Source organism: Bradyrhizobium niftali (assembly GCF_004571025.1).
In the GTDB taxonomy this organism is placed as follows: Bacteria; Pseudomonadota; Alphaproteobacteria; order Rhizobiales; family Xanthobacteraceae; genus Bradyrhizobium; species Bradyrhizobium niftali.
The window spans coordinates 399,381-411,690 of sequence record NZ_SPQT01000002.1 but is presented as its reverse complement, the minus strand read 5'-3'; the positions used below and the strand labels follow the sequence as shown (position 1 = coordinate 411,690).

Here is a 12,310-nt window from a genome sequence, read left to right as displayed (position 1 = left end):
TATCCCATGATCCGGCCAAATCCGAAACGATATTGGGCCGCAAGCGTGGATGTCAGGAATGATCTCGGCGTCGTGAGAGCTCGCCGAGATAGGCGCAAAACATGTCGGCGAGCCCGTCGGCATGGCGCACGATCTCCGCCTCGCTGCGCGGTGCCTCCGAGAAGTGCTTGCCGACCTCGCTCAGCGTCGTCTTGATCAGCTCCCCGGCAAGTTCGCGCGTCGCCTCCGAGGCTTTTGGTAATGCCTCTTGCATGAAGGCCGCGACGATGCCCTTGCCGGCGGCCCGCGCATCGTGTGCCTCGGGCGCATCGCGATAGAGCGGCGCGGCGTCGCTGAGCGCCGTGCGGATCGCCGCCTCCTCGCACTCGGAACGAATGAAAGCCTGGACCAGCGCGCGCAGCCGCGCCGGTGGCGGTTTCGCCCGGTCGGCAAGGATGCCGCGCAGCAGTTCGCTCGTGCGTTGCCACTCGTCGCTCTGGAGGCGGAACAGGATTGCCGCCTTGTTCGGAAAATACTGATAGAGCGATCCGACGCTCACCCCGGCCCGCTCGGCCACCCGCGCCGTCGTGAAACGCTGCGCGCCCTCCTTTGCCAAAACCTGAACGGCAGCATCCAAAATAGCCGCGACCAGCTCGTTGGAGCGGGCCTGTTGCGGCTGTTTTCGCGAGGAAACTGAACTACTTCGACGATCGGCCATGATGCGCTCGGGGTAATGCGAATAGGAAATGCGACGAATTAGTCGTATTTCAGTTCGCACGCAAGCCCGCGCATTGCCGCGAACTACGGAGACACCAAATGACTACCCCGACAATCACGTCGCTGGCGCCGCTGCTGGATCGCCTGTTCGACCAGGACGAAGCAGCACGCAGCGCAACGCGAGCCGCGTTCGCTCATCTCACCGACGCCGACCGGGCGCGAATGATGCGGAGCAAGACCGATTACGCCGACCTCTACGGACGCCTGAAGGACGTCCCGCTCGCGGTCTCCCGCGAGACCGGCGCGCTGCTCTACATGCTGGCGCGCAGCTCCCGCGCCAGAACGATCGTCGAGTTCGGCACCTCGTTCGGCATCTCGACCCTGCACCTTGCCGCAGGCCTGCGCGACAATGGTGGCGGGCGCCTCATCACCAGCGAGTTCGAGCCGTCCAAGGCGGCGCGGGCGCGCGACAACCTCTCGGCCGGCGGGCTGCTCGATCTCGTCGAAATCCGCGAAGGGGATGCGCTGAAGACGCTCAGCGCCGATCTGCCTGATACGATCGACCTCGTGCTGCTCGACGGCGCCAAGGCGCTCTACCCTGAGATCCTGGAGCTGGTCGAAGGCCATCTCAAGCCGGGCGCGATCATCGTGGCCGACAACGCCGACGACAGCCCCGACTATCTGGCGCGCGTGCGCATGCCCGGCAGCGGCTACATGTCCACGGCCTTTGCCGAGGACGTCGAGCTCTCCGTACGGATCAACTGACGCCACATCGAGCTGCCACGATCCCACGGAGCCGTCGCACGATTCATCGCGCGGCGGCTTCGCTTTGTCGGCGACAGATCGCGGAACATCAGGTCCTCAGCCCGTGTCGCAGCCTCGTCACTCACATGTGATAGCTGCTGCTGGCAAGAGCCGTCTTCCACGTGCTAAACATACCTACCGCGCGGTATCTTTCTTGCGCACCACGCCCGAGCCTGCCATGACCTCCGCCTTCAATGCCTACATCGCGCTTGCCCTTGCCATCGTCTTCGAGGTCATCGCGTCCGCCTTCCTGCAGCAGTCGGCGCAGTTCACGCGGCCGTGGCCGACGCTGGCCATGGTGCTGTTCTATGTCGCCTCGTTCTACGCGCTGTCGGTCGCGATCCGGGTGATCCCCCTGAGCATCGCCTATGCGATCTGGGGCGGGGTCGGCATCATCCTGACCGCCACGGTCTCGTTTGTGCTGTTCCGCCAGATGCTGGACGCCGCGGCCTTCGTCGGCATCGCGCTGATCGTGTCCGGCGTCGTCGTCATCAACCTGTTCTCGGAGACGACGGTGCACTGATGCCGGCCAGCGCCTATAGCCGCGCCAAGCAGCCGGAGCAGGTGCGGCGCGCCCTGCTCGACCACGCTGCGGCCATTGCCATGGACCATGGCGTCTCCGGCATCACGGTGCAGGCGGTGGCGGCGGCAGCCGGCGTCACCAAAGGCGGCCTGTTTCATCACTTCGGCAGCAAGCAGGCGTTGATCGAGGGCCTGTTCGCGGATCTGCTCGCCCGCGTCGATGCCGAGATCGACGCCGCAATCGAAGCTGATCCCAAACCGCGCGGCAGCTTTACGCGCGCCTATGTCAATGCGGTGTTCACAGGCAAGGCGTTCGGCTTCACCACGCCCTGGGCGGCACTGAGCATGGTCGTCGTCACCGATCCGTCACTGCGCCGGCTCTGGAACGACTGGATGAAGGCACGCCTGAAGCGGCATCGCGCAACCGACGGCACGCCCGAGCTCCATGTCGTGCGCCTCGCCGCCGACGGCGCCTGGCTGTCCTATGTCACGACGGGACAGACGCGCATGAATGCCGAGCTGCGCGCCGTGCATGGCCGGCTGATCGCGCAGACCTATCGGCGCGAATAGCGCCCTTGTCGCGCTGACTACTGGCTTGTCGCCGGCTTTGGCGGACGTGGCGCCGACCGGGATGATTTTGCGCCGGGCTTGGCCGCGGCCCGCGGCGGCGGCGCATCGACCGACACCAGATACGCGGCGAGCGACTTGGCGGAGTCGGAACTGGTCGCGTAATGGTCCTTCAGGAACCAGGACAGCGTCAGGCTGAAGCGCCCCTTGGCAAGACCGCGCGGGCTCCGATGGCAGGTCGCGCAACCATCGGCAAACAGCTTTTCGGGCGACTTGCCGGCATCGAGATTTTGCGCGAACGCGACCGTCGCCGTCAGTGCGACGGCGGCTGAAAGAGTCATCAGGAGCGCGATCAGCTCGCGCCCCGGCCGAAAGTACGAAGTCAAATGTCGTCCCCTAGCCCCGTCCTGCGGTCACGCCGCCAGCAATTGATCGAATTCGGGCGGCGCGTAGGCCTTGCCGTCCTGGTCGGTGATGACGACCCGCCATCCCTCGCTCGCCCACACCCTTGCCTTCGCCACGATGAGCAGTCGGCTCTCGCGGGCGAAACTGTACTTCTCATTGTCGCGTTCTGCGACCATTTTGTAGGCCAATACGCATCCCCTCGCGTTGCCCCCGCACCCGCTCCCCTCGTGGCAGCGGGCTTTGGCGGCAATTCGCCGAGAGCGTGGCAATTTGGTGCCATCCGCAGGCAGCATCGCACCGGCGCACCCGCAGCCGGGTGACCGGGATCGAGCGCGCCGCACTGGTAGCAGGGGCCCGGCCCGTCACATCAGCAACGGACCCGATCGCGCCTGCCCGAGCTCCGCTAATGGACGCGGATGATGTGCGGACGGCCGAGATCGATCAGCCCTTGCACCGCCGACAGGCGATCGTCCAGGGCCGCGATCGTGAGCAGCAGATTGTTGCGCCGTTCGTCGAGAGCACCCATCTCGGCGCCGGACAGTTTGGCGTTCGCCCGCTGCTTGCGGATGCCATCGAGCGATTCACGCAGTGTGGCGATCAAGCCGGTCAGCTGCTTGACCTCTTTTGTCATCGACCGCTTCGCGACATTTTGGCGGCGCGTCTCCGCCTGGTTCTGTCTCATCGTCATCCTCCCGTGCCCCGCTGCCCCGAGTGGATGCTTACAGCTTTGGATAGACATATTACGATCGATGAAATCTGCCCGCGAAGAACCTTTTTAAATTGTACGCGCATGGAACCCGGGTCGCTCCGAAAAGAAAGCCCGGCACGAGGGCCGGGCTTTCGCAACGATGTTAGCGCTTCTCGTGACCGCCGCCGGGACCACTGGCCGGCGCGCCGCCACGCGGAGCGGCGTTGATGTGCTGAGCACCGCCGCCCGGATGCGGCGTCGCAGGTGCTGCCGCGCGCGGCGCCGGCATCTGCGCATGGGCATTCATCGGCGAGCCGTGGCTGACGTTCGGCTGCGCCACATGCGGCGTCGCGGGCCGGGCCGCAGGCGCGGCCGATACGCGCGGAGCTTCATGCGCACGCGCCATCGGCTGAGTACGCGCCGTCGGCTGCGCATGCGTTGGCTGCGCATGCGTTGCGGCGCGGTTCGCCGCATGCTCGTGCACCATGCGCGCCTGCGCATCGCGCGGGTTGCGGTTCTGCTGCACGCTTGTCCGCGCGTTCACCAGGCGATCGTTTCGTCCGGCGCGAGTCCGATCCGCCGCAACCGCAGCGTCGCGCTTTGCCATCGCAGCGTCGCGCTTTGCGATGGCCGCGTCATGCCGTACCGTCGTCGCATCACGGCCGGAGATCGCGGGAGCGGCCTTAGCGTTCGCGCCGCCGCGTCCCAGTACGATCGCCGCGTCGCGCGTCGCCGCACGGCCGATACGGGCCGCGCGCGGATCGATCGTCATCCGCGTCGCGAAGCGCTCGTGCGAGGTCCAGTAATTATTCCAGTAGGCATGGCGGCGATACCAGGGTCGCCCCTGATAATAGTTCGACCAGTACGAGGTCAACACGAAGGGCGCGACGGGCACGTCGATCTCGTCGACATAGTCGGGAAGATAGACGTAGTGATTGCGGTAGAGATATTCGAGATATTGCGACGACACCCAGCCGCGATCGTCGGAGAAGCTCACGTCGCACCAGGCATTGCCGCGCAGACAGCCATGGATGTTGACGCGGGCGCCCTCGGGGATGCGATCGACCACGGGGAATCCCGAACCCGGCCCGGCGCGCAAGCCGGTCGAGACGGTGACGATGCCCGGCGCAGCCAGCGCGGCCGTGGGGGCGAGCAGTAATGCTGCAACCAAAATGCTTCTGAGTCTCATGGCGTGTTCCTCCTCTGCGAGTCCGAACGCGCGGGAGGAACGAGCGTTCCTCCTGGAGCAGCCGCATCAGCCGAAAGATTGAATGCGCGCGGAGTTCAGTATTCATCCGCCGTTCATCTGCACGACGTGCGCAACACCGCGAACGTCAGTTCACCGGCAGCATGAACCCGTCGAAGTACGACGCGAGCCCAGTAAAATCGTCGAGCGGCAGCACGTTCGCGACATATTGGTCCGGCCGCACCACGACCATGCAGCCGGCCTGCCGATCGATGCCGCGCATCGTGAAAACGTCGTGGCAGCTCTTGAGGTCCGGACAGAACATCTTTTCGTAGTCGAGCAGGCCATAGCGGCCTTTGCGCGGGAGCAGCAGCGACGGCATCGCCTCGACGGCGAGCTCGCGGTGATCCTGCTGGAAGACCGCCCGCAGGTCGATCACGGCGTCGACGTCGGCGCCTTCGGAGGTATATCGCCTCACCGGCGATTCCCTGGCCTCGGTGAGAAAGTTGCACAGCGCGCGAATGGCAGAGCCGACCGCCGCCGGATTCTCCGCACCGGAAAATGCATAGATGCGGAAGCGTCCGTCGGCCTGCGCGGCGTGGCCGAGATGAACGGGCTTTGCGTCCGCCAGCCGGATCACCGGCGCGGAATGGAAGCGCTTGCCGATGACGAGGCCTTGCGCGAGGTGCTGATGGGACGCAGCCCCCGTGAGGATCGACGGCCTGTAATGCGTCGCGGTGCCGGCCGTATAGCGGCCGTGCCGGACGAAATAGTCTTGCGTCCTTGCGGCATCGGCGCCACCGGCCTTGGCGGCAGACGCCAGAATCCCCGCCCATTCGCGGTCGAAGTCGATCAGCTCTTTCGCAACGGCCTGACGCTCCGCCGAATAGGAATGCAGCAGGCTTGGCGCACTCTGTTTGCGGAGCACGGCGGCGAGCTTCCAGCCGAGATTGAAGGCATCCTGCATCGAGACGTTCATGCCCTGCCCCGCCTTCGGGCTGTGGGTGTGGCAGGCATCGCCGGCGATGAAGATGCGCGGCAGGCGGGTCGCGATCTCGGCCTCCGGCACGTCGTCGAACTTGTCGGTCAGGCGCTGGCCGATCTCGTAGACCGACCACCAGGCGATCTCCTTCACCTCAAGCGTATGCGGCTTCAGGATCCGCTGTGCTTTCGCAATCACGTCATCGGCGGTGATGTTGCGGCTCGCGACGCGCTCGCCGACGTCAAGCTTGGCGAGTTCGACATAGATACGCACCATGTAGCCGCCTTCGCGCGGAATGATCAGCAGGCTGCCATCGCTCGCCGACTGGATCAGGGCCTTGAAGCGGATGTCCGGAAAATCGGTCACCGCCAGCACGTCCATCACGCCCCAGGCGTGGTTGGCGGAATCGCCATGCAGCTCGCGGCCGATCGATTTGCGCACGGTGCTGCGCGCGCCGTCGCAGCCGACGACATAGCGTGCCTTGATCGTCTCGACCCTGCCCTCGCTTCCGGCATCGACGCGTTCGAGGCGCACGGTCACGGCACGGTCGGCAGGTCCCGCGGCCGGATCGACCTGGAGGTCGAGCAGGCGGCGGCTGTAATGGGGCTCGAGCTTGGCCGGCGACTTGCGCATGAGGTCGAGAAAGCCGTCATGGATGCGCGCCTGGTTGAGGATGACGTGCGGGAATTCCGACAGACCGTCCTCGACGTCCTGCACCCGGCCGCTGCGGACGATGGTCTCGGGCCGCCGTTCGTCCGGCTTCCAGAACGTCGTCTCGTTGACCCAATAGGCCTCCTTCAGCACGCGCTCGCTGAAGCCATAGGCGTGGAACATCTCCATGGTACGGCAGGCGATGCCGTCGGCCTGGCCGACCGACAGCCGGCCCGGCTTCTGCTCGACGATGCAGGTCTTGATGTCGGGAAATTGCGCAAGCTGGGCCGCGAGCGTGAGGCCCGCGGGCCCGCAGCCGACGATGAGGACGTCGACCTCCTCGGGCACGGCGCCCGCCGCGCCGGGAGCCTGAACGCGTTCGGCGGGATCGGCGATTTCAGGGTCGCCCGGCTGAAATCCATTGAGATGGAATTGCATGAGCACCTCTCCCGTCAACGTCTTCTTCGATATTGCTCAGTATGCTGACTATCAGTATACTTGTCACGCACTGTCGCTGCGGCCGAGGAGAATTCGGTGAAAGACAACAACGACATGCCCGGTCATCTGGCGCGCCGGTTCCAGCAGATCGCGGTCGCGGTCTTCCTGGCCGAGGTCGGCGATGCCGGCTTCGACCTCACGCCGGTGCAATACGCCGCGCTCGCGACCATCAAGGCCAATCCGGGGCTCGACCAGGTGACGCTCGCGGGATTGATCGCCTACGACCGCACCACCATCACCGGCGTGATCGATCGCCTCGTGCAGAAGGGGCTCGCAGAGCGTCGCGCCTCGAGCCGCGACCGCCGCGCCCGCGAACTCGAGATCACCGACGAGGGCCGGCGCACGCTGCGCAAGATCACGCCGGTGGTCGAGTCCGCACAGCGCATCATGCTGCGCGGCCTCAACGCCAGGGAGGGCGAGGAGCTGATGCGCCTGTTGCGCAAGGCCATCGCTGCCGGCAACGAGCTCAGCCGCGCCCCGCTCCGCGATGTGCAGGCTTAAGCCGCATCCATGTCCGTAATTGTCGCAGTGCCGCGAAACCAGGAACTAACCTTCGGCTGCTACGGTCGGCCCCATTCGGCGCTTAACGCGCGATTAACTTTGCGGCCCGGGAGTTTCGGATGTTCAGGTTCCTCATTGCGGCCGCGGCCATCGCGTTCTCGACCGGTCATGCGCTCGCAAACGGACATGGCGGCGGCGATGCGCCTCCTCCGCCGAAGCCCGAGGCGACGACCGCGCCGGCGAAGGTGGTCATCACCAAGCAGGGTCCCAAGCTCGTCGATCTCAAGGGCATGACGCTCTACTATTACGAGCGCGACACCACCGGCAAGACGTCGAACTGCAACGGGAAGTGCGCCGAAAGCTGGGTTCCGCTCGCCGCGACGGCCGACGCCAGGGCCGTCGGCGACTTCACCGTGATCAGCCGCAACGACGGTAGCAAGATGTGGGCATACCGCTACCGCCCGCTCTACACCTCACCCGCCGACAAGGCGCCGGGCGATGCCAACGGCAACGCCACGACGCTGCAATGGCGCGTCGCACGGCCCGGCGAGTAGGACCCGAGCGGCGGTCCGATCAGTGCCGTGACGCGCTCGTCACCTTCGCATGGGTCGCTGGACCGGCCGAGGCATAATTCACCTCCGGATTCCAATGCAGCGCCATATACACGGCCATTCCAGCCAGGATCGATCCATAAAATGCAACGGTCACCAGCCGCCACTTGCGGACGACCCGGCGATCGCTTTCGGTCAATTGATCAATGAATTTTTGCATGATGCCTCCAATGGCAACCGGCCATCGAGGCATAGCGCAAGGCGAGCGGATCGCCTGTGAACCAGTTCACCCTTGCGGAATCGCAGATCCCGCGCGCATTCACGCGTGAGTGAGCGCCCTCCTCACCCGCGCCAGTTCGTGCCCGTCTCGGCCTGCGCGTTCTGCCCGGGCGGCAGCACCACGACCATCGAATTGAGCTTCACCCGGTCGTAGAGATCAATCACGTCCTCGTTGCGCATCCGGATGCAGCCCGACGAGATCGCCTGCCCGATATATTCGGGCTGGTTGGTGCCGTGGATGCGGTAGAGCGTGTCCTTGTTGCCGACGAAGAGATAGATACCGCGCGCGCCCAGTGGATTGGCGGGACCACCGGCGACGCGCGCCGGATACGGTCCAAGCCGCGCCTGGATGTCCGCAGTCGGAACCCAATCGGGCCATTCCGCCAAGCGGCCCACGCGCGCGACGCCCGAGAAGGCCATGGCCTCCTCGCCGACCGCGACGCCGTAGCGGATCGCCTTGCCCTCGGGTAGCACGAAATAAAGGTAGCGCGCATTGGTATCGACCAGGATCGTGCCCGGCTGCTCCTTGCGCGGATAATCGACGATATGACGGAGATATTGCTCGGGCACGTTCGCCTGCGCGTATGGCGTATGTGCGAGCAACTGACGGTCGCGCGGCGTCATGCTCGCATCCGTCGATGGCGAAAGCGTCGTCTGCATGCAGCCGCCGAGCGGCAGCAGGGCAGCAACGAAAAGAGCGAGAACAGATCTTGGCACCGCCGGCCCCCCCTATAGCGGATCGCAGCACCCCCAGCAGCGTCAGATATTGCCAAAATCGTGCTGAAAACAAGGCAATGCGGAACACGACCGCGTGTTTTTCCGGCGGAGTTCCATCACCACAAACGGCAGAAGACCGTCGCATCATCTCCATCCCCTCGCCTTGCTTTGGTCAAACCCGGCTGGACTCGTGCGTCATCAGACTTGGGATGGGGCTCACCTCAACAGATCGGCTCGCGCCAATGCGGACGACGAAGGCTTCAAAGGAGCTGCGATGCTCGCGATGCTGAACAGCAAGCAAATCGTCGATGAGATCGTGAAGGACACGGTCAAGGACAATGATCCGCACGACGCGGTTCAGATCTCGCCGGACATCGTTCTGGCCTCGCGCCCCATCAGCGTTGCCCCCGCGCTGGCGCCTGACGTCACGTCCCGTCCGGAGCCGAAATTCGCGCCGGGGCCCAGGAGCAATCCGGAGCCGAAGTTCAGTCCTGTCGTGGAGCCGCAGCCGGCGGCGCCCTCGGTCGACACCGCGGTGCGCGTAACTGCAGGCGATGGTCGCGGCCGGCGGAAGCGATCCTCCGTCGGCAAGTGGCTGCGCGGCGCGTTCCTCACGTTTCTGTTCGCGGGCGGCAGCGCCGCTGCCACCATCGCCTGGGAGAAACACGGCGACGTGGCGAGGCAGATGTTCGCCGACTGGAAACCCGTATTGGCATCGCTGATGCCTTCGTCGCTGACGCCTTCGACGTCACAACAGACGGCGCCGGTCGCGGCCGCGCAGGCCGCGCCGCCCGCGGCGGAAGCGGCAACCGATCAAACAGCCGACCCATCCCCGACGCCGGCTGCGGCTCAGTCTGCGGCCGTGCCCGCAGCAACGCCGCCCGAAGCAGTTCAGTCGGTGCAATCGATGACGCGCGATCTCACCGCGATGGCGCAGCAGATCGAGCAGCTCAAGGCCAACATCGCCGAGTTGAAGGCCGGACAGGAACAGATGGCGCGCGAGATGGCGAAGCCGTCCGCCCCGAAGCCGATGGCTGAGACGCGGCCGATCGATCCGCGCCTCGATCCGCGCGCGCGCGTTTCCGCGCTACCGCCGCGGCCCCAAGCTCCGCCGGTTCGCAAGCCGAAGCCGGCCGTGTCGCAGACCTACATGCCGGCGTATTCGCCCGCACCGGTCGCATCACCGCCGCCGCCTTCGCAGGCTGCCGCGGTCCCGCCGCAGGTCGCGCCGGTCACCACGACACAAGCCGTTGCCGATGACGACGGACCTGTCGTGCGTCCGCCAATGCCGCTGCGCTAGACCAATGCAAGGCGATGCACGGCATCGCTCACGCAGCGTCACTGCAAGCTGTCCGACTCGATGTGATGCGTTGAGTCCGGGCGACTACGGAGATCGATGTTTCGATCGTCTTCCGACAAACGAATCGCCAAGAGAAAAGGCCGTCGGGATCTATGCCGACGGCCTTCTGTTGCAACTGCCGGTTCCCGGAGCCCGGTTCTGTTGCAATTCCATGCCTCATGATCACGCTGACATATTTAATAAAATCTTAACGCGCTTGCACGCTGCACATGATTTCTGCGCCATACGCACAGAGATTGCGCGCTTCGCTCGTTCGATAAAGATCGACTCAGTGGTACTATCCGACATGTGTTGAGACTTCCGTTGCAGACTTGTTTTCCAGACTTGTCGTCGAGACTTGGGTCGTCACAGCGGGGAATTCGGATGCCTTACTACTACTTCGATCTCGTGGTTGGTGAAGAGTTCAAGAACCAGGGCGGAATCATCCTCGAAGACATCGAGGTCGCCTCGGATCGCGCCCACCAGCTGGCCACCGAGCTGTCGCAGGTGAAGCCGGAGCTTCAGCAAAAGGGCTGCGCGGTGCGCGTCACCGACCGCGATCACAACGAGCTCTATCGCACGCCGCTCGATCCCGTGCCGGCCTGGCAACGCTAAGCTACTCCAGCACCGGCGCGTCGAACCAGTTCGTCAGCGACAATCCGCCGTCGACGACGAAGGCTGCGCCGGTGACGTAAGCTGACAGCGTGTTCGACAATACGGTCAGCGCCATCGGCGCAAGGTCCTTGGCCTCGCCGAGACGCCCCAGCGGGATGTGTCGCGCCAACGAGGCGTCCGCGACGAAACCGCCGGCCGCGATCGCACCGGGCACCAGCGCGTTGACGCGGATGCCGTGGCGCCCGAACGTCTTGGCGAGCTCCTTCACCAACATCGCCATCCCCGCCTTCGCCGTCGAGTAATGCGGCAGGTTGCGCGGCGTGCCCGCATGCAGCGAGGTGAGGAACAGGAACGAGCCGGGCCGCTTCGCCGCGATCAGCCGCTTGGCGATCTCGCGCGCTAGGTGAAAACCTGCATCGAGATTGACGGCGTGCATCTCCTGCCAGGTCCGTCGATCGACCGCGAGCGCGTGATCGGCCTCGCGTCGCGGCGGCGAGGCGCTGTGCACGAAGTGCGTCACCTGCCCCAGCGCGGCATGTGACGCGGCAAGCAGCGCATCGCAGGCGTCCAGCTCGGCGAGATCGCCGACCCAGGGCACCGCGCGTTCTGGCCGCTCGCTCGCGCCGATCGCGGCACTCACCCGTTCCGCACTCACATCGGCGAACACGGTCCGCACGCCCTCGCCGACCAGGGCCTGCGCGATCGCGCGACCGATGCCGTTGCCCGCGCCGGTGACGAGCGCCGTGTCGCGCTGGGGATCGAACGGCGTGCTGAACAGGCTCATGGCGTTCTCCGGGTCCGGGAGCAGCCAATTTAACGCACCGCACGCAGACGCGACAATTGCGTCCCGGCACCATTGCGGAGCGGCGCGCCGGACGCTAGCCTCCCAAAAAAATCGAGGAGGTACCAAGGATGCGCTATGGTTTTCTGATGGCAGGCCTGTTGCTGATCGCCGCGCCGGCCCGGGCGGAGGATCATCCACGCTCGGCCTATGTGACGATGGTCTTGCAGGCCTTCGCCGCCAGGGTCGAGTGCCCCAACACGGATCTCGTCTATCAGGACCTCGTGCAGAAGGCACAGCAGATGCAGCTGCCCGACGGCACCACCGAGAAGGTGCGCAAGGCGATCGCCTGGATGCATACCGGCGGCAAGATGGGCGAGAAGCAGGACGACGACCTGATGGCCGAGGTCGCGGTCGCGACGCAGGCGACCGATATGGACCAGCGCCGTCTCGGCATGCCCGGCTGGTGCGAGGCCCAGAAGACCAACCTCGCCGGCCTGATCCGCAGCAAGGGCGGCTAACCGGTTT

At 65.4% G+C, this 12,310-nt stretch carries 17 protein-coding genes; 8 read left to right on the top strand and 9 right to left on the bottom strand.

Annotated features, from left to right (window positions below):
- Window positions 1-52: 52 nt before the first annotated feature.
- Window positions 53-697, bottom strand: coding sequence for a TetR/AcrR family transcriptional regulator (locus tag E4K65_RS07200; protein WP_135173533.1), 645 nt, complete (start codon window positions 695-697; stop codon window positions 53-55).
- A gap of 98 nt (window positions 698-795) precedes the next feature.
- Between E4K65_RS07200 and E4K65_RS07195 the strand changes: the two genes are divergently transcribed.
- The 3 genes from E4K65_RS07195 (at window position 796) to E4K65_RS07185 (ending at window position 2,592) form a co-directional block, all read left to right on the top strand.
- Complete coding sequence (locus E4K65_RS07195) at window positions 796-1,461, top strand: O-methyltransferase (RefSeq protein ID WP_135173532.1); 666 nt, start codon at window positions 796-798, stop codon at window positions 1,459-1,461.
- 217 nt (window positions 1,462-1,678) lie between these two features.
- Window positions 1,679-2,023 (top strand): DMT family transporter, encoded by a 345-nt coding sequence (locus E4K65_RS07190; RefSeq protein WP_027542538.1) that lies wholly within the window; start codon window positions 1,679-1,681, stop codon window positions 2,021-2,023.
- Window positions 2,023-2,592, top strand: coding sequence for a TetR/AcrR family transcriptional regulator (locus E4K65_RS07185; RefSeq protein ID WP_027542537.1), 570 nt, complete (start codon window positions 2,023-2,025; stop codon window positions 2,590-2,592). The genes E4K65_RS07190 and E4K65_RS07185 overlap by 1 nt, the downstream gene beginning before the upstream one ends.
- 17 nt (window positions 2,593-2,609) lie before the next feature.
- Here the strand turns inward: E4K65_RS07185 and E4K65_RS07180 are convergent, their stop codons facing one another.
- The 5 genes from E4K65_RS07180 to E4K65_RS07160 all read right to left on the bottom strand — a co-directional run bounded on the left by E4K65_RS07180 (window position 2,610) and on the right by E4K65_RS07160 (window position 6,939).
- The gene (locus tag E4K65_RS07180; RefSeq protein ID WP_135173787.1) at window positions 2,610-2,930 is read right to left on the bottom strand and encodes a hypothetical protein; all 321 of its coding nucleotides are present in this window, start codon (window positions 2,928-2,930) and stop codon (window positions 2,610-2,612) included.
- 72 nt (window positions 2,931-3,002) lie between these two features.
- Window positions 3,003-3,182 carry a hypothetical protein gene (locus E4K65_RS07175; RefSeq protein ID WP_027542535.1) on the bottom strand — a complete coding sequence of 60 codons (180 nt, stop codon included), beginning with the start codon at window positions 3,180-3,182 and terminating at the stop codon, window positions 3,003-3,005.
- A 215-nt stretch (window positions 3,183-3,397) separates the two neighbouring features.
- Window positions 3,398-3,676, bottom strand: a complete 279-nt coding sequence (locus E4K65_RS07170; protein ID WP_167770594.1) for a hypothetical protein — start codon at window positions 3,674-3,676, stop codon at window positions 3,398-3,400.
- A gap of 169 nt (window positions 3,677-3,845) precedes the next feature.
- A complete protein-coding gene (locus tag E4K65_RS07165; RefSeq protein WP_135173530.1) occupies window positions 3,846-4,871 on the bottom strand; it encodes an SH3 domain-containing protein in 1,026 nt (341 codons plus the stop codon).
- Between the two features lie 145 nt (window positions 4,872-5,016).
- Window positions 5,017-6,939 carry an FAD-binding monooxygenase gene (locus tag E4K65_RS07160; RefSeq protein ID WP_167770593.1) on the bottom strand — a complete coding sequence of 641 codons (1,923 nt, stop codon included), beginning with the start codon at window positions 6,937-6,939 and terminating at the stop codon, window positions 5,017-5,019.
- A 96-nt stretch (window positions 6,940-7,035) separates the two neighbouring features.
- Here E4K65_RS07160 and E4K65_RS07155 point away from each other — a divergent pair, with 96 nt between their 5' ends.
- Window positions 7,036-7,500, top strand: a complete 465-nt coding sequence (locus E4K65_RS07155; RefSeq protein WP_135173528.1) for a MarR family winged helix-turn-helix transcriptional regulator — start codon at window positions 7,036-7,038, stop codon at window positions 7,498-7,500.
- A 119-nt stretch (window positions 7,501-7,619) separates the two neighbouring features.
- Window positions 7,620-8,054, top strand: a complete 435-nt coding sequence (locus E4K65_RS07150; protein WP_135173527.1) for a COG4315 family predicted lipoprotein — start codon at window positions 7,620-7,622, stop codon at window positions 8,052-8,054.
- Window positions 8,055-8,073: 19 nt separating this feature from the next.
- Here E4K65_RS07150 and E4K65_RS07145 read toward each other — a convergent pair whose 3' ends face one another.
- Both E4K65_RS07145 and E4K65_RS07140 read right to left on the bottom strand, forming a co-directional pair.
- Entirely contained in the window at window positions 8,074-8,271 is a 198-nt protein-coding gene (locus tag E4K65_RS07145; protein ID WP_135173526.1) for a hypothetical protein, read from the bottom strand.
- Window positions 8,272-8,393: 122 nt separating this feature from the next.
- Window positions 8,394-9,047: a L,D-transpeptidase gene (locus E4K65_RS07140; protein WP_135173525.1), complete on the bottom strand. Its 654-nt coding sequence runs from the start codon at window positions 9,045-9,047 to the stop codon at window positions 8,394-8,396.
- A 274-nt stretch (window positions 9,048-9,321) separates the two neighbouring features.
- On the opposite strand from E4K65_RS07140, the gene E4K65_RS07135 reads away from it, so the two are divergent.
- Entirely contained in the window at window positions 9,322-10,347 is a 1,026-nt protein-coding gene (locus E4K65_RS07135) for a hypothetical protein (RefSeq protein WP_167770592.1), read from the top strand.
- A gap of 423 nt (window positions 10,348-10,770) precedes the next feature.
- On the top strand, window positions 10,771-11,001 hold the full coding sequence (locus tag E4K65_RS07130; protein ID WP_025575367.1) for a DUF6894 family protein: 231 nt from the start codon (window positions 10,771-10,773) through the stop codon (window positions 10,999-11,001).
- 1 nt (window position 11,002) lies between these two features.
- Here the strand turns inward: E4K65_RS07130 and E4K65_RS07125 are convergent, their stop codons facing one another.
- Complete coding sequence (locus E4K65_RS07125; protein ID WP_167770591.1) at window positions 11,003-11,785, bottom strand: SDR family NAD(P)-dependent oxidoreductase; 783 nt, start codon at window positions 11,783-11,785, stop codon at window positions 11,003-11,005.
- 128 nt (window positions 11,786-11,913) lie between these two features.
- On the opposite strand from E4K65_RS07125, the gene E4K65_RS07120 reads away from it, so the two are divergent.
- Window positions 11,914-12,303, top strand: a complete 390-nt coding sequence (locus E4K65_RS07120) for a hypothetical protein (RefSeq protein WP_025575372.1) — start codon at window positions 11,914-11,916, stop codon at window positions 12,301-12,303.
- Window positions 12,304-12,310 lie beyond the last annotated feature (7 nt).